Genomic DNA, 20,011 nt, shown 5'->3' with positions numbered 1-20,011 from the left:
GCGAAAGCCGCGCCCCGGTGACGGGACGCGGCTGTTTCTGAGGGCGAGGCTGCTTAGGCCGCGTCGCGCAGCGCGTCGATCTGGGCGTTGGCGCGGGCGATGGTGCCTTCGGCGTCTACGGCCAATTGGTCCGCCGCGACAAAGGTCACATCGGTGATGCCCAAGAACCCCAGCACGAAGCGCAGATAGCCGCTGGCGAAATCAGCGGCGGAATCGATGCCGGTGCCGCCAGAGGCGAAGGCGACGATGACGCGCTTGTTTTCCAACAAGCCGACGGGGCCGTCTGCCGTGTAGTTAAAGGTCACGCCGACGCGGGCGATCAGGTCAATCCACGCTTTCAAAGACGCGGGGATAGTGAAGTTGTAGATCGGGGCGCTGATGACGATGGTGTCGGCGGCTTGGACTTCGGCGACCAGCGCGTCGGACAGGGCGAGGGCTTCTTGATCCAAGGTGCTGCGCTCGTCGGCGGGTTTCACGCGGGCGCTGGCCCATGTGGAATCGATCAGCGGCAGGGGCTCAATGGCGATGTCGCGGGTAACCACATCGCTGTCACCAAGGGTTGAGATGATGCGGTCTGTCAGCTTACGGGTGACAGAGCTCTCGCGGTTCACGGATGTTTCGATACGCAGGGTGGCCATTTGGCGGCTCCTTGTTCCAAGGGTCAATCTAATGACATGGAATTGGGCATTGTGCTCCCGAACGCAACTGCCAGAATGAGCGTGACCATGTTCGTAAATGCACAAGTCAGGAAGGCAGGGTGAACCATGGACAATTGGGATGAGATCAGGACGGCCTATCAGGTCGCGCAACTTGGCACCGTCAGCGGCGCGGCGGAGGTACTGGGCGTGCATCATGCCACGGTGATCCGCCACATTGATGCCTTGGAGGGGCGGCTTGGTGTGAAGTTGTTCCAGCGTCACGCGCGCGGTTATACGGCGACCGAGGCGGGCGAGGATCTGCTGCGGGTGGCGCGGGCCACGGATGATCAGTTCAGCCAGTTGGCCGGGCGGATCAAGGGGCGTGGCAGTGATGTGTCGGGCGAATTAGTGATCACGTCGCTTGATTTCCTTGCCCCGCAACTGGCGCCGTTGTTAACCGAGTTCCAGCGCCAGAACCCTGAGTTGGTCGTGCGTTACCTAATCGGGGATCGCCTGTTCCGGCTGGAGTATGGCGAGGCGCATGTCGCCATCCGCGCCGGGGCCGCACCGGACCAGCCCGACAATGTGGTACAGCCCTATGCGCAACTGGCGGTGGGCGCCTATGCGAGCCGGGATTACGTGGCGCAATTCGGCATTCCGCAGGGGCCGGAGGACTACCACAAGCACCGCTTCATCGCTGCCGATAACCGCGACAGCCGCGCGCCCTATCACAAGTGGCTCTGGGCCACGGTGCCTGAAGAAAGCGTGACGTGGCGCAGCACCAGCGGCGCGGCGATGGAGGCGGCGCTGCGGGCCGGGGCAGGAATCGGTGGCCTACCCGCCGCCATGGGGCGCAATGATCCGCAGTTGGTCGAGATTCACGCCCCGCGCCCGGATTGGAGCAGTGCCCTGTGGCTGGTCACCCATGTCGATCTGCACCGGACCAGCAAGGTGCAAGCGGTGCTGCGGTTCCTGAAGGAACATGCCGAGGATGCGGTCACATGCCCCGACTGAGTGCGGCGGCGCAGGGGCATCTGGCGATGCTCTGCTTCTCGGCGCTGGTGGCGGGGTCATTCTCGCTCGGGGCGCAGGTGGCGAATGAGATCACCCCCACGGCCCTCAATGCCGTTCGGTTCGCCTTGGCCACGGTATTGGTCGGAGCTTTGGCTTGGGGGCGGGGCGATATCAACCGGGCGGGCTTTGCAGCACCTTGGCGCTATTTCGTGCTGGCGGGGCTCTTTACACTCTATTTCGTGCTCATGTTCGAAGGGCTCAAGACTGCGCCGCCGGTGGCTGCGGCGGCGGTCTTTACCCTTGTCCCAGTCATGGCGGCGGGCTTTGCTTGGGCATTGATGCGGCAGATCATGACGCCGCGCATGGCGCTGGCTTTGGCGATCGGCGGGGCCGGGGCGCTGTGGGTGATCTTTCGCGGCGACCTCGCGGCGCTGTTGGCGTTCGACATCGGCCGGGGGGAGGCGATCTATTTCATCGGCTGCATCAGTCACGCGCTTTATACGCCCATGGTACGGCGGCTGAACCGAGACGAGAGCGCGGTGATGTTCACCTTTGGCACCTTGCTGGCGGGATCGGTGTTGCTGGGGCTTTACGGCTGGCAGGATATTCGTGCGACGGACTGGGGTGCGCTTCGCCCCTTGGTCTGGATCACTATTCTATACGTTGCGGTCTTTGCCACGGCGGCGACGGTGGTTCTGTTGCAATTCGCGGCGCTGCGGCTGCCCTCGGCGAAAGTGATGGCCTATACCTATCTCACGCCAAGCTGGGTGATCCTGTGGGAGCTGGGCTTTGGCAATGCCCTGCCGGGCGGGCTGATTTGGGGTGGCGTCCTGCTGACCATTCTGGCGCTTTACCTGCTGCTGCGCGACGACAGCACGGAAAAATCACAAAAATTCAAAAAGATGCGGATTTGATGGAACCGGACCGCCTGGCCCCGCGTTGGGGCGTGAAATCAAAGTGAAGGACACAACCATGCGTAGTATTATTTACCTTATCGGGTTGATTGTAGTGGTATTGGCTATTTTGCGTTTTGCATTCGGCGTCATCTGATCGTCGATTGATCCTCCCCTTGTCTTATTTACCTCGTGGCAAGGGGGGATCACTAACTTTACTCAGACCCAGAGCGCGTCACGCCTTCCGCAGTCTCAGGCAGTTCGATTTCCAGAAATCGCTCGAAGGCATCAAGGTTCACCGGCTCAAACTGCCCGAACCCCTGCATCCAGACCGACGCATTCCGTAAGGCATCCGGCTCCAGTTTGCACCATTTCACACGCCCCCGCTTTTCCTGACTGATCAGCCCCGCCGCTGTCAGCACGCCCAGATGTTTCGAGATCGCGGCCAGCGACATCTCGAACGGCTCGGCCACATCGGTCACGGCCATATCATCCTCCAGCAGCATCGCGAGGATAGCGCGGCGGGTGGGGTCCGCAAGGGCGGCAAACACCTGATCTAGGTCTTGGGTCATGCGCCTGCATAGCGCGGGGCGCGGGGGTGGGAAAGCGGGCATTGCGGCTAACTTAACCACGGGGTTGAATAAGCTTCCGGCGCGGTTTCACTGGGATTTGCCTGTGCTGTTTCAAGGGTGGCAGTGTCTCGTTCCGCCTAACCCGCTGTAAAAGCGAGAAAACCTCCGGCGTCCAAGGTTGTTGACTCTAACCCGCCCTGACAGTAGCACCGCAGCAGATATTCCTAAGGGGATTTTGGTGTGACCAGCCCGGACCAACGGCAGCAGATGGAGCAGCTTGAGGCCAAACTGGCGGCTGCGAAACAACGCGGCGCACCCAAGCCCCGAGCGGATGAGCATTATTCTCAGGCCAATATGGCTTGGCGGATGGTGATCGAACTTGTGGCCGGTCTTGGGATCGGTTTCGGCATCGGATACGGGCTTGATGTGCTCTTTGGCACGCTGCCCATCTTCATGGTGCTTTTTGTGATGCTGGGCCTTGCGGCGGGAGTGAAGACGATGCTCCGCACCGCTAAGGAAATCCAGGACAAGCAGCAGGCCGAACCGGCCGAACAGGATACGCCCCATTCGGGCAAGGACGAGGGAGCCTGAGATGGCAACGACGACAGAAGGCGCAGAAACAGGCGGTCTCGAATTCCACCCGATGGACCAGTTCATCGTGTCGCCTCTCTTTGATGAAGGCGGCAGCGTTGCTTGGTACACCATCACCAACGCCACCTTCTGGATGGCGCTGGCCGTTTTGGCGACTTTCGCTCTGCTGGTACTGGGCAGCGCACGTCGCTCTGTTGTGCCGGGCCGGATGCAGTCGGTGGCCGAATTGGCTTATGGCTTCATCCACAAGATGGTCGAAGACATCTGCGGCAAAGAAGGGCTGAAGTTCTTCCCCTATATCATGACCCTGTTCATGTTCATCGTGATGGCCAACTTCCTCGGCCTGATCCCGACAGCCTTTACCCCTACATCCCACTTCTCTGTGACTGTGGTGTTGGCGCTGGCGGTTTTCATCACCGTGACCGTCGTGGGCTTCGTCAAGAACGGCGCGGCGTTCCTGAGCCTCTTCTGGGTGTCGTCGGCACCTCTGGCCCTGCGCCCGGTGCTGGCGATCATCGAATTGATCAGCTACTTCGTGCGCCCGGTTAGCCACTCCATTCGTTTGGCGGGTAACGTCATGGCGGGCCACGCGGTTATCAAAGTTTTTGCCGGTTTCGCTGCCATCGCAGTGATCTCTCCGGTGTCGGTGCTCGCGATTACCGCGATGTACGGTCTCGAAGTGCTGGTGGCCTTTATCCAGGCCTATGTCTTTACCATCCTGACATGCGTGTACCTCAAGGACGCGCTGCACCCCGCACACTAACAACCCCAACAACGGCGGAATATTTCGCCAAAGTTTTAACTTCCAATCGTAAGGAGATACCCCCATGGAAGGTCAACTCGCACATATCGGCGCAGGCATTGCAGGTCTCGGCACGGGCATCGCAGCCCTGGGTGTCGGCAACGTTGCCGCCAACTTCCTGTCCGGCGCACTGCGCAACCCATCGGCAGCCGCAAGCCAGACAGCGACCCTGTTCATCGGCATCGCGTTTGCAGAAGCTCTGGGGATCTTCTCGTTCCTCGTCGCTCTGCTGCTGATGTTCGCTGTCTAAGCTCTCGGAACTGTAATCCTTACGAGCGGGCAGGCGCGCATCGCCGTGTCTGCCCGGCTGTAACGGCAAAGTTTCCAAGGAGAAGCCACGATGGCAACTGTAACAACTAGCGACGGACTGGCCGAGGCAGCAGCCACACCGGGCATGCCGCAGCTAAATTTCGATCACTGGGGCAACCAGATTTTCTGGCTGATCCTGGCGCTGATCGCCACCTACCTGATCCTGTCGCGCGTGGCTCTGCCCCGTATCGGTGCGGTTCTGGCCGAGCGCCAAGGAACCATCACCAATGACATCGCGGCTGCCGAAGACCTCAAGGTCAAGGCACAGGAAGCCGAAGCCGCCTATGACAAAGCCCTGATCGACGCCCGTGCCGAGGCACAGCAGATCGTGGCCCAAGCCAAGGCGGACATGCAGGCCGATCTGGATGCTGAAATGGCCAAGGCCGATGCCGAGATTGCCGCGCAAGTGGCGGAATCGGAAAAAGCCATTGCCGAAATTCGCGCGGGCGCCATGGACAACGTACAAGCCGTTGCCAAGGACACCGCAGAAGCGCTCGTCGCCGCCCTTGGTGGCACGGCAGATGCTGCAACCGTTGATGCCGCCGTCGACGCGCGGATGAAAGGATAAGCCATGACCAAATCCATGCGCCTGACACTTTCGACCCTGCTCGCCGGTCTTGCGGCCTCGCCGGCGCTTGCCGCCACGGGGCCTTTCTTTTCGCTGCGCAACACCGATTTCATCGTGTTGCTGGCGTTCCTGCTGTTCCTCGGGATCCTGATTTACTTTAAGGTTCCGACGCTGCTGATCGGCATGCTCGATAAACGTGCCGATGGCATCAAGACCGAGCTGGAAGAAGCCCGCGCCCTGCGTGAAGAAGCGCAGACTTTGCTCGCCTCCTATGAGCGCAAGCAGAAAGAGGTGCAGGATCAAGCGGACCGCATCGTGTCTTCCGCCAAGGAAGATGCCCGTCTTGCAGCCGAACAGGCACGGGCGGATATGGCCAAATCGCTTGACCGTCGCATGGCCGCCGCGAAGGACCAGATCAGCTCGGCCGAGGCCGCCGCTGTGAAGGAAGTCCGCGACCAAGCCGTGACCATTGCTGTGGCCGCTGCGCGCGATGTGATCGCCAAGCAGATGACCGCTGCACAGGGCAACAAGCTGATCGACGATGGTATCGCCCAAGTCGAAGCCAAGCTGCACTAAGCCAGCGCCCCATCGAATTTTGAAAGCCCCGGTTTCGCCGGGGCTTTTTCTTTTGCGTTAGGCTTTTATTAACCCAACCGCGACAGGCTCAAACCATGCGTTTGCTCCTTATCATTCCGGTGGTGATTGGCCTTGCGGCCTGTACAGCGCCTAGTCGGGACTTCAGGGGCCTTCCGGCCCAACGCATCACCGTGGATGGCTCTGTTTTCGATGTGCGCGTTCGGGGGGAGCGGGCGGAAGCGGTGCGGGTGAACACCCAATACGCGCCACGCTTTGGCCCCATCCGCGCGCGGGCAGGACGTGCGATGGCACAGGCGAGTGGTTGTGAGGTGAAAGAGGTCTTGGGCGATCAGGCGCTGGCCGTTGGCGTGTTGGATTGCGACTAGAAGGCGCTTGCTGTGGCTGGGGCGGAACGCCGAGCTGTGACTTGGAAGGTGTGAGAATGACAACCCGCGCCGATGCGGTGGCACTGGCGGAAGCCCGTCGCTGAAATGGCCGCGATGCGACAATATCTTGTGGATAACCGCCGACCGCCCCCTGTCCCTTGGGGCTTTTGATTGACTCGGACCCGTGCCAAACGGCAAGTTCGCCGCTCAGGCAAGAATCAATCACGGCAGGGCAAACTTGCGTTTTTCCAAACTCAGATTAACCGGCTTCAAAAGCTTCGTGGACCCGACGGACCTCGTCATTTCAGACGGGCTGACCGGGGTCGTGGGGCCGAACGGCTGTGGCAAATCCAACCTGCTCGAAGCCTTGCGGTGGGTCATGGGCGAAAACCGCCCGACCGCCATGCGGGGCGGCGGCATGGAAGACGTGATCTTTGCCGGGGCCGCCTCGCGCCCGGCGCGTAACTTTGCCGAAGTGGCGCTGCATCTCGACAACAGCGACCGGCTGGCACCTGCGGGCTTTAACGAACAAGACGCGTTTGAGATCGTGCGCCGCATCACCCGCGATGTCGGCAGCGCCTACAAGGTGAACGGCAATGATGTCCGAGCGCGGGATGTGCAGATGCTCTTTGCTGATGCCTCCACCGGGGCGCATAGCCCGGCGCTGGTCCGGCAAGGGCAGATTGCAGAGCTGATCAACGCCAAGCCGAAAAGCCGCCGCCGCATTCTGGAAGAGGCCGCAGGTATTTCCGGCCTCTACCAGCGCCGCCATGAGGCCGAGTTGAAACTCAACGGGGCCGAACAGAACCTCGCCCGCGTCGATGATGTGGTTGAACAATTGGCCGCTCAATTGGCCACGCTGGCCCGGCAAGCGCGGCAGGCCGCGAAATACCGCGAGATTGGCGAAGCACTGCGCCGCGCCGAGGGCTTGTTGCTCTACCGCCGCTGGCGCGAAGCGGACGAGGCGCGCGGCAAGGCCGAGGAGGACCTGCGCGCCCGTGTTGCCGCAACGGCAGAGGCCGAAGCACAGGTGCGGCGCGTGGCCGAAGGGCGTGAGGAGGCCGAGACCGCTTTGCCCGCATTGCGCGAGGAGGAGGCGATTGCGACCGCGATTCTGCAACGTCTGACCACGCAGCGCGACACGCTGGCCGATCAAGAAACCCGTGCCGCGTCATTGATCGACACCCTGACCAGTCGCATCACCCAGTTGACCCGCGATATCGAGCGGGAAGGCGGGCTGAACCGCGACGCGGAAGAAACGATCGAGCGTCTCGAACGGGAAGCATCCGAGCTTGCCACAGTCGATGAGGGACACGACAGCGCGCTTGAGGCGGCGGCAGAGGCCGCGCGCGAGGCGGCGGAAGTCTTGCAGAGCCGCGAGGCGGACCTTTCCCAGCAGACCGAAGATGTTGCCCGTCTGGCGGCGCGGCACAGCTCAGCCGAACGTCTGCTGCAGGACAGCCGCAAAACGCTGGAGAAGTCGGAAGCCGAAGCCCGCAAGGCCCGCGATGCAGTCGCTCAGAGCCAAGCGACCCTCGACAAAGCGGGTGTGGATTTCGCAGCGGCCCAGCAGGCCGAGGCGAGCGCCGTCACGGCCTCAGCAGCGGCGGATGCGGCCCTTTTGGCCGCGGAAGAAACCCGCGCCGACACGCAGTCGCGCGAAGCCGATGCCCGTGCAGAGCGGTCCGAGGCCGAGGGCGAGGCGAATGCGCTGCGCGCAGAGGTTGGCGCGCTTGCAAAGCTGGTCCAACGCGACACGGCGGAAGGCGGGCAGATCCTCGACCAGTTGCAGGTTGAGCATGGGTTTGAAAAGGCGCTCGGCGCGGCTTTGGCCGATGACTTGCGCGCGCCAGAAGTTGCTACCGATCGGCCCTCTGGCTGGTCGATCTTGCCGGGCTACCCAGAGGCGCAGCCGCTGCCCGAAGGGGCGACGCCGCTGACGCAGCATGTCACCGTCCCGAAGGTGCTGGAACGCCGCATGAGCCAGATTGGGCTGGTAGACCCTGAGGCGGGCGCGCAGCTTCAGGCGCAGCTGCTGCCCGGGCAACGGCTGGTCTCGGCAGAGGGTGATCTTTGGCGGTGGGACGGGTTCCGTGCCATGGCCGAGGACGCGCCATCGGCTGCGGCCCTGCGCCTGCAGCAGTTGAACCGGTTGGACGTTCTGAAACAGGCGCTGGAACAGGTGAGCGAACGTGCCGATGCGGCACGGGCCGCACATGAGACCCTGCAGCAGCAGTTGGCCGAGCAGGCCGAGGCCGACAAACGTGCCCGCGAAGCGCGACGCGACGCGGATCGACAGGTGGCCGAGGCAGGCCGCGCCCTGAGCCGGGCGGAGGCGGATCGCAACCTTGCCCAAAGCCGTCTGGAATCCCTTGGCCTCGCCGTGAAGCGCCATGAGGAGGCCGCGATTACCGCGCGGGCCGAAGTGATGGACGCCGAACGTACCTTGGCGGGGTTGGACGATCTTGCCGCTGCCCGTGCGACTGTTGACGATATCCGCATGACGGTCGAAGCGTCCCGGATCACCATGATGTCGCGCCGCTCGGCCCATGACGAATTGCGCCGCGAAGGCGAAGCCCGCAGACGCCGGGTGCAGGAAGTCTCGAAAGAGGTCAGCGGCTGGCGGCACCGGTTGGAAACAGCGGGCAAGCGCACCGCCGAATTGGTCGAGCGCAAAGCCGCCTCCGAGGCGGAGTTGGCCGAGGCGGGTGCCGTACCGGCGGAAATCGCGGCGAAGCGGGAAGAATTGTCCGGTGCGATCACCGCCGCCGAAACGCGACGCGCCCATGCGACCGACACGCTGGCCGCCGCAGAGGCCGCGCTGAAAGCGGCGACGGATGCCGAACGCGACGCGGAACGGCAGGCCTCGGACGCGCGGGAAGCCCGCGCCCGGGCCGAGGCCCTGCGCGATGCCGCGCGCGAGACGGTGACCCATGCGGCGGACCGCATTCAGGATGAGCGGCAAGCCACGCCCGAGGCCCTGCGCGATGCGCTGGACATCGAGGCGGATCAGACCCCGCCGGTGGACGCGCTGGAAGAGGACGTGAACCGTTACAAACGGCAGCGGGATTCCTTGGGCGCGGTGAACCTGCGCGCCGAGGATGACGCCAAAGAAATACGCGAAGAGCACGGCGCGCTGCTGACCGAGAAGGCCGATTTGGAAGAGGCGATCAAGACCCTGCGCAGCGGCATCGCGGGCCTCAACCGCGAAGGGCGGGAACGTCTGCTGACAGCCTTTGAGCAGGTGAACGCGAACTTCTCGATGCTGTTTACCCACCTCTTTGGTGGCGGCGAGGCGAACCTTGTGATGGTCGAAAGCGATGATCCATTGGAAGCCGGGTTGGAGATCCTGTGCCAGCCGCCGGGCAAGAAGCTGAGCACCTTGAGCCTGCTGTCGGGCGGGGAGCAGACCCTGACCGCGATGGCGCTGATCTTTGCCGTGTTCTTGGCCAATCCGGCGCCAATCTGTGTGCTGGATGAGGTCGACGCGCCGCTTGATGACGCAAATGTGACCAGGTTCTGCGATCTACTGGATGAGATGTGCCGTCAGACCGACACGCGGTTCCTCATCATCACGCACCATGCGGTGACGATGGCCCGGATGGACCGGCTCTTTGGGGTGACCATGGCGGAGCAGGGGGTCAGCCAGTTGGTTTCTGTCGATCTTAAGAAAGCGGAAACCTTAGTCGCGTAAAGGTGGGAGACGCCGGTTGCGAGGACCGGCCCTTAAAGCGTGCGCGCATCAGATTGTCGCGGGGTTGCTTGCTGCCGTAAAGCTGCTGCAAGCCGCGTGGCCGTATCTAGTGTGGATAGGCAGCCGCGATCAGCTTTTGCGCGACACTGTAACGCCAGAGACGTCCTCAATAAACGTTAGAATTCGGGCCCTTACCGCATCGTCCTTGATGGAGCCGATGGCATTTACGATTTCAAGGGAGGGGTCGTTGCTGTTCTCGGTGTGGTCGTCGTCCAGCCCTTCGAAGAAATAGCCGGGGGTCACATTCAGTATCCGGGCAAGCTCATGCAGGCGGCTGGCGGCAATCCGGTTGGAGCCGATTTCATATTTCTGGATCTGCTGAAACGACAGTTTGAGTTCACGCGCCACATCGGTCTGGGATTGCCTTCGCAGGGTGCGGGCCTGCTTGAGCCGGCGACCGACGTGAACGTCTACAGGGTGGGACATAGTTCAATACCTCAGGTTGAGTACTATACATTCACTACCCGCAATGTGTTGAGGATCAATTGCCTAGATCTGGCCGATTTGGGTTAACCGATTTACCTTGGCTGGATGGATTATGTTGCGTTACCGGATGATTCATGTACCATCATTTGCCTATGAACCAACATATGTCCGATATTGAGCCGGTCGCACCCGTGCCCCCGACCCCGCAAAAGGACCCTGCGCCGGCCCTTTTGTTCGAGATGATACGCTCGTTCGTGACCTTGGCGCAGACGCTGAACCTCAGCCATGCGGTCGCGCAACTGGCAAGCACGCGACAAACGGTTCGCCGGCATATCCAGCATCTGGAAGAGGCGATGGGCGCGCCGCTGTTCACGATTGAGAACCGGCGCTATTCCCTGACGAAGGCGGGCGTGGAGGCTTTGCCCGAAGCGCGCGATATCATTGATCGGGGCAAGCTGTGGCTGGATGGCAAGACGCGCCACGCCGACGGGATGCTGCGCCTTTCGCACGAAGAGCCGAACGGATGGAGTTTTCACCAGCAGCAGCAGCCCTTGTCACTGATCTGGGATGGGGGCTCCGCGATGCTGCAGGCCGCGCTTCAGGCGTGGTGCCTGAGCCGGGGAGAGTTGGAGAGCGAAGCCTTTCGCGCCATGCGCCCCTATGTGTTGGTGTATCGCGACTCGCCCAATGGATGGATCTGTACCGAAGTTGGGGAGAAATCGTTCTACACGCAGTGGTGGGGCTGGACCAACGCGCGCAGCAGCATCGGACGGCCGCTGAAGCTGTTTCCGGGCGGGCCTGAGTTTGAGAATATGCTGAACTTCCCCTTTCGGGAGGTGGAGGCGACCTGTGGCGTTCGATTGGACGAAGTGGCTACCCAAATCCCACGCGAAGAGGGGGGCGAGCCGGTGCCATTGGCCTACAAACGCCTGCTGATGGCCGGGCGGTATCCAGACAAAAGCTTTGCGCTGATTGCTGCTGTTGATCGATCGACATCCGTGAATATCGAAGGGGTCGACGATACCTTCCTGCAGGAGATGCCGTTGGATGCGAAGGTGACATTCACAGGGTAGGTTGTGAAGAACGTCAGACGTGAAAAAGGGCCACCCATCAAGGCGGCCCTTTCTGTATCGGCTATGTCAAAAAGCCTTAGCTGATCGCTGCCGCTTTCACATCATCGTCGATGTAGGGCAGGTACTGCTCAAAGTTGTCCGAAAACATCTTGACCAGTTTGGCTGCCTGACGGTCATAGGATTCCGGATCATCCCATGTGCGACGCGGGTCGAGCAGGATGTCGGCGACGCCGTTCACCTCGACAGGGACATCAAAGCCAAAGTTCGGATCTTTGCGGAATTCGGCATCTGCGAGACGCCCTTCAAGCGCGGCAGACAAGAGCGCGCGGGTCGCCTTGATCGGCATCCGCGAACCGGTGCCATAGGCGCCGCCAGTCCAGCCGGTGTTGACCAGCCAACAGGTCGCGCCGTGCTGGGCGATCTTTTCGCGCAGCAGATTGCCGTAGACTTCGGGCCGGCGCGGCATGAAGGGCGCGCCGAAACAGGTGGAGAATGTGGGCTCAGGCTCGGTCACGCCACGCTCGGTACCTGCGACCTTGGAGGTGAAGCCCGACAGGAAGTGGTACATCGCCTGCGCCGGGCTGAGCCGCGCAATCGGAGGCAGCACGCCGAAGGCATCGCAGGTCAGCATGATGATGTTCTTGGGGTGGCCGCCGACGGCCTTCTCGCTGGCATTGGAGATATAGTGCAGCGGGTAGGCGGCGCGCATGTTGGCCGTGAGCGAGTCGTCATCGAAGTCCAGCTCGAAGGTATCGGGATCGAAGACCATATTCTCGATCACCGTGCCGAACTTGGAGGTCGTCGCGTAGATTTCCGGCTCTGCCTCGGGGTTGAGGTTGATGGTCTTGGCATAGCAGCCGCCTTCGAAGTTGAAGGTGCCGTTGTCGGACCAGCCGTGCTCATCGTCGCCGATCAAAGTGCGCTCAGGGTCAGCCGAGAGGGTGGTTTTGCCGGTGCCCGACAGGCCAAAGAAAACGGCCGTATCAACGGGATTTCCGGTGGCATGGTTGGCCGAACAGTGCATCGGCATGATACCCTTTTCCGGCAGCAGGTAGTTCAGCAGGGTGAAGACCGACTTCTTGTTCTCGCCCGCGTATTCAGTGCCGCCGATGAGGATCATCTTGCGGTCGAAGTTCATCGCGATCACGGTCTCGCTGCGGCAGTTGTGCTTGGCTGGATCAGCCTGGAAGCTGGGGCAGTTGATGACGGTGAAATCGGCGGTGAAGTCCTGCAGCGCTTCGGCATCGGGGCGGCGCAGCATGGTGCGGATGAAGAGGCCGTGCCATGCCAGTTCCGTCACCATCCGCACGTTAATCGCGTGCTTTGGGTCCGCCCCGCCAACGAGGTCTTGGACGAAGTAGTCCTTGCCCTGCATATGGGCGATCATGTCTTGATAGAGCGCGTCAAACCCCTCGGCCGACATTTCGGCGTTGTTTTCCCACCAGATGCTATCGGCCACGCTGTCGGTTTTGACCACATGTTTATCTTTGGGCGACCGGCCTGTGAACTTGCCGGTGGTCACCAGAAAGGCACCGCCTTTGCCAAGGCTGCCTTCGCCCCGTTTCAATGCCGCCTCGACCAGCGCAGGCTCGGTCAGGTTGTAATAGACATCGCCGAGCCCGCTGATCTGTTGATCTTCGAGGCTGAACTGCGGGTTTACCCGTCCAAATGTCATATGATGTCTCCTGTGGTAGCGCGTGAGCTGCGCAGTACGTGTCCGAGCGGGCGCAATTGCCCTGGGCATCGGGGGCCTTGAGAGCCTCTTAACACGGGCGTTTTCAGGTTGAACAGGCGGCTTTGTCACAGTTAGCGCCATCATGTAAAACTTTGTTTCGAAGCGCTTAGATCCCGGCCCAAAGCGACGCGCACCACCCTTGTCTTATCTTGGGTGAGAGTAATTAAAGTGCGGCAATTTAGCCATTCCTAACCAAATTATGACCGAATTGGTGCATCTCAAAGGCACGATTCGCACTTAAGGATTGATTCGATCTGTAATATTGGAGATCACTGACTCCAAAAATAAGAACGAATTGAGCAGCATAAGGAAGCAGGCAATGTCAAAGATTGCATTGGTAGACGATGACAGGAACATCCTGACATCCGTTTCGATGACTCTTGAAGCTGAAGGCTTCGAAGTGGAGACCTACAACGACGGCCAAGCCGCGTTGGATGCCTTCAACAAGAAACTGCCGGATATGGCGGTGCTGGACATCAAGATGCCCCGCATGGACGGCATGGATCTGCTGCAACGTTTGCGTCAGAAAACCGCGATGCCGGTGATCTTTTTGACCTCCAAAGATGATGAGATCGACGAGGTGCTGGGCCTGCGCATGGGGGCCGACGACTACGTCAAAAAGCCGTTCAGCCAACGCCTGCTGGTCGAGCGTATTCGCGCGCTTCTGCGCCGCCAAGACGCGGTAGAGACGAATGAGGTGGGCGATACCGAAGAGACCAAAGTGATGGAACGTGGCGATCTGCGGATGGACCCGCTGCGCCACGCGGTCAGCTGGAAGGGCAAGGACGTGTCCCTGACCGTGACGGAATTCCTGCTGTTGCAGGCTCTCGCGCAGCGCCCCGGATTCGTGAAGTCGCGCGACCAACTGATGGACGTGGCCTATGACGATCAGGTCTATGTGGATGACCGCACGATCGACAGCCACATCAAGCGCCTGCGCAAAAAGATGCGTAGCGCAGATGATGAATTCTCGGCGATCGAGACGCTTTACGGCATCGGCTATAGATATAACGAAGAGTAAACCCGGCGCTTAACGCGGGTCGAAAGGAAGCTTGTGCGGGACATGACTGCTGGCAGAGACGGTGATGTTGTACTGGGGGACGATTGGGTCACCCCTGACAGTGCCGCGCCGGATGAAATTCGGGTCAAGCGCGAACGGCGGGGGCTGTTTTCGCTCCGCTCCTCGCCGCTGACACGCAAGATCATTACCTTTAATCTGATCGCGCTCAGCGTTTTGGTGGCGGGGATCCTTTACCTCAATTCCTCGCGCGACAGTCTGGCGCTGCAACGCGCCGCGGCGCTGGTGTCCGAGACTGAGCTGATCGCCGATGTGATCGAAGCGCAGCTTCCCACAGGGGCGCCTGTGAACCTGACCACCGGCGACGGTGTCGATGTGGCCGCCACGCTTGAGGGGCTGGACCTGCGCGGCGGCATCGAAGTCTTCGTCTATGACCCGGCGGAAACGCTGGTGGCCCGCACCGCTGGCAGCCTGACTGTTGCCGAAGCGCTCGCCGCTTCCGAAGCGGGCGAGCGGACACTGTTGAACGACGGGTTGAACTGGCTTTGGGAGCGGGTCTCGGCCCCCTTCGGCACGGATGAGGTCACCGCCACCCCACCGCTCGAAGAACAGCTGCGCGGCATGGTCGGCACCAGCGTGACCGGCGGCACCCGACTGGAAGGCACGCTTGGCATCGAAGGCGGGACGCTGTTCAGCGTTGTGACCCCCATCATGCAGGGCGACACCCCCGTCGGCGTGGTCGCCGTGGCCAGCGCGGCGGGAGAGATTGACCGCCTTGTGCGCAGCGAACGTGAGCGCGTATTGCAGATGTTCGTCATCGCCACACTGGTCTCTATCGGGCTCAGCCTCGTGCTGGCCTCCACCATTGCCAACCCGCTGGCCGAACTGTCCACTGCCGCCGAACTGGGCCGCGACAAGGATGCGCGCAAGATGAACCCCGGCCGCATTCGCATCCCCGACCTGACCGCGCGCCCCGACGAGATCGGCCGCCTGTCAGGCGCCCTGCGCGGGATGGTCTCGGCGCTATACAACCGGATCGACGGCAACGAACAATTCGCCGCCGATGTGGCCCATGAGATCAAAAACCCGCTCGCCTCTCTGCGGTCTGCTGTTGGCACCCTGCGCATGGTCAAACGCGACGACCAACGCGAGAAGCTGCTGGATGTGATTGAGCATGACGTGCGCCGCCTCGACCGGCTGGTCAGCGATATCTCGAACGCCTCGCGGCTTGATTCCGAACTGGTCAAGGAAGAGGAAGAGCCCTTCGACCTGCTGCAAATGCTGGGCAATCTAGGCCAATATCTGGGCGAGGACGCGAAATCCAAGGGCATCGACTTTATCACCGATCTGCCTGCCGCGCCGATCACCGTACATGGGCTTGAGGCTCGCTTGGCGCAAGTTTTTGTGAACCTCATCACCAACGCGATCTCTTTTTGCGAAGATGGCGATGCGATCCGGGTCTGGGCGCGCAAGCGTGCCAACCGCGTGCTAATCGTGGTCGAGGACACCGGCCCCGGCATCCCTGAACAGGCGCTTGGCAAGATTTTCAAACGCTTCTATTCGCAGCGCCCGGAAGAGCATTTCGGCAATAACTCCGGCCTCGGACTCGCGATCTCGAAACAGATCGTCGAAGCCCACGGCGGCGTGATCTGGGCTGAGAACATTCGCCCAACCGAAGCTGACATCACCTCCGAACCGCTCGGCGCGCGTTTTGTCGTGGGGCTGCCTACATAAAACACGGGCACGGGGCCTGATATGACAGTCGAGCGCGAAAACCTCCACGCCAGCTGCGTCGCGATCAACGGGCGTGGAGTGTTGATCCTCGGCCCCTCCGGCGCGGGCAAATCGGCCCTAGCCTTGCAGCTGATTGCCCTCGGCGCCAAGCTCGTGGCAGATGACCGAACCGATGTCACCCGCCATGGCGAGCAGGTGATCGCCAGCGTTCCTGGCACGATCCGCGGCCTGATCGAAGCGCGCTACGTGGGCATTCTGCGGGTCGAAGATCACGGCCCCGTGCCATTGGGTCTTGTCGTCGATCTGGCCCATACCGAACACCAGCGCCTTCCAGAGCGCCACAGTCATCTGATACAGGGTGTCACGTTGCCCTGTTTTCACAAATGCGATAGCGCTCATTTTGCGGCAGCAATTCATCTGTATATAGCGGGTGTGAAAGAACCGAATTGATCAGTCAGACCTCATCAACAGACCCCGCCACTCGGCGGTTGGTCCTTGTCACCGGCCCTTCGGGCGCCGGGCGGTCCTCTGCGCTCAACGTGCTGGAGGATGCTGGCTTTGAGGCGATTGACAATCTGCCGCTGCGTCTGCTGCCCGCGCTGCTTGACCGGCCCGGTGATGCGCAATCGGTGGCCTTGGGCATCGACGCGCGCAACCGCGACTTCTCAACCGAAGGTGTACTTGAACTGATGGGCCGCCTGTCGGCTGAGCAGGGGTGGAGCGCAGAGCTGCTTTATCTCGACTGTGCTCCCGATGTGTTGTTGCAGCGATTTTCCGAAACCCGCCGCCGCCACCCGCTGGCCCCCGCCGACCGCCCCGTTGACGGCATCACCCGCGAGCAAGAGCTGCTACACCCGATCCGCGCCCGCGCCGATGTGTTGATCGACACGACAACGCTCAACGTCCACGAGCTGCGCGCCGAGGTGGAGCAGTGGTTCGCCCCCGGCGGCCAGCGCCACCTCACGGTCTCGGTGCAGAGCTTTTCCTACAAACGCGGCCTGCCGCGCGGCGTCGATGTGGTGCATGACTGCCGTTTCCTTAGAAACCCCTATTGGGTGCCCGAATTGCGCAGTGGCGACGGGCGGGATGCGGCTGTCGCGGCCCATGTGGCAGGCGATAAGCGCTACACAGATTTCGCCGATAAGGTGCTCGACCTTAGCCTGCTGTTGCTGCCCGCTTACCGCGAAGAGGGCAAATCGCATATCTCCATCGCATTTGGCTGCACGGGCGGGCAACACCGCTCCGTTGCTATGGCCGAAGGTCACGCTTTGCGCCTTGCAGAGCAGGGCTGGCAGGTGTCAATTAGGCACCGTGAGCTGGACCGTCAGCATCGTGAGGAAAACAAGCCGTGATCGGGATCGTCATCGTCGCACATGGGGGGCTGGCGCAAGAGTATCTTGCCGCCATCGAACATGTCGTGGGATCCCAATTCGGTGTCCGCGCCATCGCGATCGAGGCCGACCACGACCGCGCCGATAAAGAGCGCGAAATCTGCACCGCTGCCGATGCGGTGGATCAAGGCGCCGGCGTCGTGGTCGTCACCGACCTTTTCGGCGGATCACCCTCAAACCTCAGCCTCTTGGCGTGCCGCCCGGAAAACCGCCGCATCATCTACGGCGCGAACCTGCCAATGCTGATTAAACTCGCCAAATCGCGGCATATGGATGTGCCCGATGCCGTGCGTGCCGCACTCGAAGCTGGTAAGAAGTATATCGACAGCCAGAATGTCAGCGCAGGTTAGAAGGCCCCAGTACGTCATGCCCGAATTCTCTTTAAAGATCGTAAACGAAAAAGGCCTGCACGCGCGCGCCTCCGCCAAATTGGTCGAAGTGGTCGAGGCTTTTGATGCCCGTGCCGAAGTCAGCAAAGATGGCATGTCTGCCTCGGGCGACAGTATCATGGGGCTCTTGATGCTCGGCGCGTCCCGCGGCACCTCGATTGATGTCCAAACTTCCGGGCCCGACGCCGATGCCTTGGCCGATGCTTTGACCGCCCTCGTGGCGGATAAGTTCGGCGAAGGGTACTAGGCCCGCCGGGCGGGAAAAAGGATCCTCCGACCCTATGGATGACGCGCAAAAGCAGGCGGCCAAATCGGCCCAGACAGGTGACGGCACGGTGACCTTCACCAAATACGACCGCCGCAGCCTGTCTTATGCCTCGACCTTCGATGACCCATGGAAGGCGCGTGTGATCTCCGCGATGGAGCTTTTCACAGGCAAGCTCAAAATCCTGCGCCTGATCCGCAAGTTTGAGCAGCGCGGCACCCCCTCGGGCCAAGCCTTCTGGCGCGCCGCACTCGACACGATGGGCATCGATCTCTCCACCCCGCAAGAGCAGCTTGACCGCATCCCCAAAGAAGGGCCGGTCGTGGTCGTGGCGAACCACCCCCACGGCATGGTCGACGGCATGATTTTCGCTGATCTCATCGGTCGTGTGCGCCCCGACTACCGTATCCTCACCCGGTCGCTGCTCACGTCTATCGACGAAGTGGCCGGCAGCTACATGATCCCGGTGCCTTTCCCACACGACCCGGATGCGCAGCGCAAAGGCGTTGAAATGCGCGCCAAAGCCATGGCCCACCTCAAAGACGGCGGCGTTGTGGCGCTGTTCCCCTCCGGCGTCGTTGCCGCATCGGAAAGCTGGTGGGGCCCCGCGGTCGAAGCGGAATGGAACGTTTTCACCGCCAAGATGATCCGCCGCTCTGGTGCGCAGGTGGTCCCGATGCGCTTTCCCGGCCAGAACAGCCGCGCCTATCAGATCGCAAACAAGCTCAGCCCGATGCTGCGCCAAGGGTTGTTGCTACACGAAATCGCCCACGCCTGCGACAAACCCCAAGGCCCCATCGTCGGCCATCCGCTTGCCAAAGAAGAGATCGACCGCTGGGCGGACGACCCGCGCGGCTTCATGGCTTGGCTCCGCGCCCACACCCTAGCGCTGACCAACTGATCTTCATCCTTTTGAAAATACCGCGGGGGAATCGCGCCTTTGGCGCGATGGGGCAGGGCCCCCAACACCCTGCGGCTTAGCGCGTCGGTACCGGTGTTTCGCCCCGGTAATCATAGAAACCACGCTTTGTTTTGCGGCCCAGCCAGCCGGCTTCGACATATTTGGTCAGCAGCGGGCAGGGGCGGTATTTCGTATCCGCCAGCCCGTCGTGCAGGACGTTCATAATGGCAAGGCAGGTGTCCAGACCGATAAAATCCGCAAGCTCCAGCGGCCCCATGGGATGGTTGGCCCCCAGCTTCATCGAACTGTCGATCGACTCGACATTGCCGACTCCTTCGTAAAGCGTATAGACCGCCTCGTTGATCATCGGCATCAGGATGCGGTTCACGATAAAGGCTGGGAAATCCTCGGCCGAGGCGGCGGTTTTTCCCAGGCGGTCCACCACGGCCTTGCAGGCGTCATAGGTCTCCTTATCCGTGGCGATGCCGCGGATCAGTTCGACCAATTGCATCACCGGCACAGGGTTCATGAAGTGGAAACCCATGAATTTCTCGGGGCGGTCCGTGCGGCTGGCCAGACGGGTGATCGAGATCGACGAGGTGTTCGAGGTCAGGATCGTCGTCGGTTTCAGATGCGGGATCAGGTCTTCGAAAATCGCCTGTTTCACCGTCTCCCGCTCAGTCGCGGCTTCGATCACCAGATCGCTCTGGCCCAGATCGCTCAGCGTCTGGGTCGTGGTGATACGCGCCATGGCGGCGTCGCGCTCGGCGGCGGTGATCTTCTCGCGGCTGACTTGACGGTCCATATTGCCGGTCACGGTTTTCATCGCTTTGGCCAGCGCATCGGCGCTGACATCGTTCAGCAGCACGTCGTAGCCCGCCAGCGCCATGACATGGGCGATCCCGTTGCCCATTTGCCCTGCTCCAACGATACCGATTTTCTGGATGTCCATGGCCTGTCCTTTGCTTGAGTTCGG

The 20,011-nt window shown here is 61.5% G+C and carries 22 protein-coding genes; 17 read left to right on the top strand and 5 right to left on the bottom strand.

The features are described 5' to 3' along the window. Positions 1-53: 53 nt before the first annotated feature. Positions 54-638 (bottom strand): FMN-dependent NADH-azoreductase, encoded by a 585-nt coding sequence (locus J3456_RS06710; RefSeq protein WP_349579464.1) that lies wholly within the window; start codon positions 636-638, stop codon positions 54-56. Positions 639-764: 126 nt separating this feature from the next. Between J3456_RS06710 and J3456_RS06705 the strand changes: the two genes are divergently transcribed. Continuing rightward, the gene (locus J3456_RS06705) at positions 765-1,652 is read left to right on the top strand and encodes a LysR family transcriptional regulator (protein WP_349579463.1); all 888 of its coding nucleotides are present in this window, start codon (positions 765-767) and stop codon (positions 1,650-1,652) included. Beyond that, the gene (locus tag J3456_RS06700; RefSeq protein WP_349579461.1) at positions 1,640-2,566 is read left to right on the top strand and encodes a DMT family transporter; all 927 of its coding nucleotides are present in this window, start codon (positions 1,640-1,642) and stop codon (positions 2,564-2,566) included. Before J3456_RS06705 ends, J3456_RS06700 begins: the two co-directional genes overlap by 13 nt. Positions 2,567-2,760: 194 nt before the next feature. On the opposite strand, the gene J3456_RS06695 is transcribed toward J3456_RS06700, so the two are convergent. Continuing rightward, positions 2,761-3,117: an ArsR/SmtB family transcription factor gene (locus J3456_RS06695; protein ID WP_067627198.1), complete on the bottom strand. Its 357-nt coding sequence runs from the start codon at positions 3,115-3,117 to the stop codon at positions 2,761-2,763. Positions 3,118-3,357: 240 nt separating this feature from the next. Here J3456_RS06695 and J3456_RS06690 point away from each other — a divergent pair, with 240 nt between their 5' ends. The 7 genes from J3456_RS06690 (at position 3,358) to smc (ending at position 10,043) form a co-directional block, all read left to right on the top strand. Further along, entirely contained in the window at positions 3,358-3,708 is a 351-nt protein-coding gene (locus tag J3456_RS06690; protein ID WP_093738098.1) for an AtpZ/AtpI family protein, read from the top strand. A 1-nt stretch (position 3,709) separates the two neighbouring features. Beyond that, positions 3,710-4,471 carry a F0F1 ATP synthase subunit A gene (locus J3456_RS06685; protein WP_349579460.1) on the top strand — a complete coding sequence of 254 codons (762 nt, stop codon included), beginning with the start codon at positions 3,710-3,712 and terminating at the stop codon, positions 4,469-4,471. Between the two features lie 64 nt (positions 4,472-4,535). Next, a complete protein-coding gene (locus J3456_RS06680; protein ID WP_007118046.1) occupies positions 4,536-4,760 on the top strand; it encodes a F0F1 ATP synthase subunit C in 225 nt (74 codons plus the stop codon). A gap of 90 nt (positions 4,761-4,850) precedes the next feature. Next, complete coding sequence (locus tag J3456_RS06675) at positions 4,851-5,387, top strand: F0F1 ATP synthase subunit B' (RefSeq protein ID WP_259946397.1); 537 nt, start codon at positions 4,851-4,853, stop codon at positions 5,385-5,387. 15 nt (positions 5,388-5,402) lie between these two features. Continuing rightward, entirely contained in the window at positions 5,403-5,963 is a 561-nt protein-coding gene (locus J3456_RS06670) for a F0F1 ATP synthase subunit B (protein WP_120352287.1), read from the top strand. 95 nt (positions 5,964-6,058) lie between these two features. Next, a complete protein-coding gene (locus J3456_RS06665; RefSeq protein ID WP_349579459.1) occupies positions 6,059-6,349 on the top strand; it encodes a hypothetical protein in 291 nt (96 codons plus the stop codon). 238 nt (positions 6,350-6,587) lie between these two features. Then, complete coding sequence (gene smc, locus J3456_RS06660; RefSeq protein ID WP_349579458.1) at positions 6,588-10,043, top strand: chromosome segregation protein SMC; 3,456 nt, start codon at positions 6,588-6,590, stop codon at positions 10,041-10,043. 129 nt (positions 10,044-10,172) lie between these two features. Here the strand turns inward: smc and J3456_RS06655 are convergent, their stop codons facing one another. Beyond that, complete coding sequence (locus J3456_RS06655; RefSeq protein WP_349579457.1) at positions 10,173-10,529, bottom strand: helix-turn-helix domain-containing protein; 357 nt, start codon at positions 10,527-10,529, stop codon at positions 10,173-10,175. A gap of 164 nt (positions 10,530-10,693) precedes the next feature. Here J3456_RS06655 and J3456_RS06650 point away from each other — a divergent pair, with 164 nt between their 5' ends. Next, complete coding sequence (locus tag J3456_RS06650; protein WP_349579456.1) at positions 10,694-11,602, top strand: LysR family transcriptional regulator; 909 nt, start codon at positions 10,694-10,696, stop codon at positions 11,600-11,602. Between the two features lie 76 nt (positions 11,603-11,678). Here J3456_RS06650 and J3456_RS06645 read toward each other — a convergent pair whose 3' ends face one another. Further along, positions 11,679-13,277, bottom strand: a complete 1,599-nt coding sequence (locus J3456_RS06645; protein WP_349579455.1) for a phosphoenolpyruvate carboxykinase — start codon at positions 13,275-13,277, stop codon at positions 11,679-11,681. A 379-nt stretch (positions 13,278-13,656) separates the two neighbouring features. Here J3456_RS06645 and J3456_RS06640 point away from each other — a divergent pair, with 379 nt between their 5' ends. Genes J3456_RS06640 through J3456_RS06610 form a run of 7 tightly spaced genes read left to right on the top strand, consistent with a single transcriptional unit; the run spans position 13,657 to position 19,035 of the window. Next, positions 13,657-14,358, top strand: a complete 702-nt coding sequence (locus J3456_RS06640) for a response regulator transcription factor (RefSeq protein ID WP_067260621.1) — start codon at positions 13,657-13,659, stop codon at positions 14,356-14,358. Positions 14,359-14,400: 42 nt separating this feature from the next. Then, positions 14,401-16,089 (top strand): sensor N-terminal transmembrane domain-containing protein, encoded by a 1,689-nt coding sequence (locus J3456_RS06635; protein ID WP_349579454.1) that lies wholly within the window; start codon positions 14,401-14,403, stop codon positions 16,087-16,089. Positions 16,090-16,110: 21 nt separating this feature from the next. Continuing rightward, positions 16,111-16,539, top strand: a complete 429-nt coding sequence (locus J3456_RS06630; protein WP_349579453.1) for an HPr kinase/phosphorylase — start codon at positions 16,111-16,113, stop codon at positions 16,537-16,539. After that, positions 16,536-17,441, top strand: a complete 906-nt coding sequence (rapZ, locus tag J3456_RS06625) for an RNase adapter RapZ (RefSeq protein ID WP_349579452.1) — start codon at positions 16,536-16,538, stop codon at positions 17,439-17,441. The genes J3456_RS06630 and rapZ overlap by 4 nt, the downstream gene beginning before the upstream one ends. Next, a complete protein-coding gene (locus J3456_RS06620) occupies positions 17,438-17,830 on the top strand; it encodes a PTS sugar transporter subunit IIA (RefSeq protein WP_120351889.1) in 393 nt (130 codons plus the stop codon). The genes rapZ and J3456_RS06620 overlap by 4 nt, the downstream gene beginning before the upstream one ends. Positions 17,831-17,846: 16 nt before the next feature. Beyond that, positions 17,847-18,116 carry an HPr family phosphocarrier protein gene (locus J3456_RS06615; RefSeq protein ID WP_067623964.1) on the top strand — a complete coding sequence of 90 codons (270 nt, stop codon included), beginning with the start codon at positions 17,847-17,849 and terminating at the stop codon, positions 18,114-18,116. Positions 18,117-18,150: 34 nt separating this feature from the next. After that, the gene (locus J3456_RS06610) at positions 18,151-19,035 is read left to right on the top strand and encodes a lysophospholipid acyltransferase family protein (RefSeq protein WP_349579451.1); all 885 of its coding nucleotides are present in this window, start codon (positions 18,151-18,153) and stop codon (positions 19,033-19,035) included. A gap of 76 nt (positions 19,036-19,111) precedes the next feature. Here J3456_RS06610 and J3456_RS06605 read toward each other — a convergent pair whose 3' ends face one another. Next, the gene (locus tag J3456_RS06605) at positions 19,112-19,987 is read right to left on the bottom strand and encodes a 3-hydroxybutyryl-CoA dehydrogenase (RefSeq protein WP_349579450.1); all 876 of its coding nucleotides are present in this window, start codon (positions 19,985-19,987) and stop codon (positions 19,112-19,114) included. Between the last annotated feature and the right edge of the window lie 24 nt (positions 19,988-20,011).

This window comes from Sulfitobacter sp. NFXS29, assembly GCF_040148765.1.
Lineage (GTDB): Bacteria > Pseudomonadota > Alphaproteobacteria > Rhodobacterales > Rhodobacteraceae > Sulfitobacter.
The sequence above is the reverse complement of the archived record's forward strand: the minus strand, read 5'-3'. Positions and strand labels throughout refer to the sequence as shown.

Coding starts and splice junctions, on each gene's coding strand:
- J3456_RS06645 (WP_349579455.1), bottom strand. CDS start 13,277: ATGACATTTGGACGGGTAAACCCGCAGTTCAGCCTCGAAGATCAACAG.
- J3456_RS06710 (WP_349579464.1), bottom strand. CDS start 638: ATGGCCACCCTGCGTATCGAAACATCCGTGAACCGCGAGAGCTCTGTC.
- J3456_RS06635 (WP_349579454.1), top strand. CDS start 14,401: ATGACTGCTGGCAGAGACGGTGATGTTGTACTGGGGGACGATTGGGTC.
- J3456_RS06670 (WP_120352287.1), top strand. CDS start 5,403: ATGCGCCTGACACTTTCGACCCTGCTCGCCGGTCTTGCGGCCTCGCCG.
- J3456_RS06700 (WP_349579461.1), top strand. CDS start 1,640: ATGCCCCGACTGAGTGCGGCGGCGCAGGGGCATCTGGCGATGCTCTGC.
- J3456_RS06640 (WP_067260621.1), top strand. CDS start 13,657: ATGTCAAAGATTGCATTGGTAGACGATGACAGGAACATCCTGACATCC.
- J3456_RS06705 (WP_349579463.1), top strand. CDS start 765: ATGGACAATTGGGATGAGATCAGGACGGCCTATCAGGTCGCGCAACTT.
- J3456_RS06630 (WP_349579453.1), top strand. CDS start 16,111: ATGACAGTCGAGCGCGAAAACCTCCACGCCAGCTGCGTCGCGATCAAC.
- J3456_RS06610 (WP_349579451.1), top strand. CDS start 18,151: ATGGATGACGCGCAAAAGCAGGCGGCCAAATCGGCCCAGACAGGTGAC.
- J3456_RS06665 (WP_349579459.1), top strand. CDS start 6,059: ATGCGTTTGCTCCTTATCATTCCGGTGGTGATTGGCCTTGCGGCCTGT.
- J3456_RS06655 (WP_349579457.1), bottom strand. CDS start 10,529: ATGTCCCACCCTGTAGACGTTCACGTCGGTCGCCGGCTCAAGCAGGCC.
- J3456_RS06695 (WP_067627198.1), bottom strand. CDS start 3,117: ATGACCCAAGACCTAGATCAGGTGTTTGCCGCCCTTGCGGACCCCACC.
- J3456_RS06650 (WP_349579456.1), top strand. CDS start 10,694: ATGTCCGATATTGAGCCGGTCGCACCCGTGCCCCCGACCCCGCAAAAG.
- J3456_RS06680 (WP_007118046.1), top strand. CDS start 4,536: ATGGAAGGTCAACTCGCACATATCGGCGCAGGCATTGCAGGTCTCGGC.
- J3456_RS06685 (WP_349579460.1), top strand. CDS start 3,710: ATGGCAACGACGACAGAAGGCGCAGAAACAGGCGGTCTCGAATTCCAC.
- J3456_RS06615 (WP_067623964.1), top strand. CDS start 17,847: ATGCCCGAATTCTCTTTAAAGATCGTAAACGAAAAAGGCCTGCACGCG.
- J3456_RS06675 (WP_259946397.1), top strand. CDS start 4,851: ATGGCAACTGTAACAACTAGCGACGGACTGGCCGAGGCAGCAGCCACA.
- J3456_RS06605 (WP_349579450.1), bottom strand. CDS start 19,987: ATGGACATCCAGAAAATCGGTATCGTTGGAGCAGGGCAAATGGGCAAC.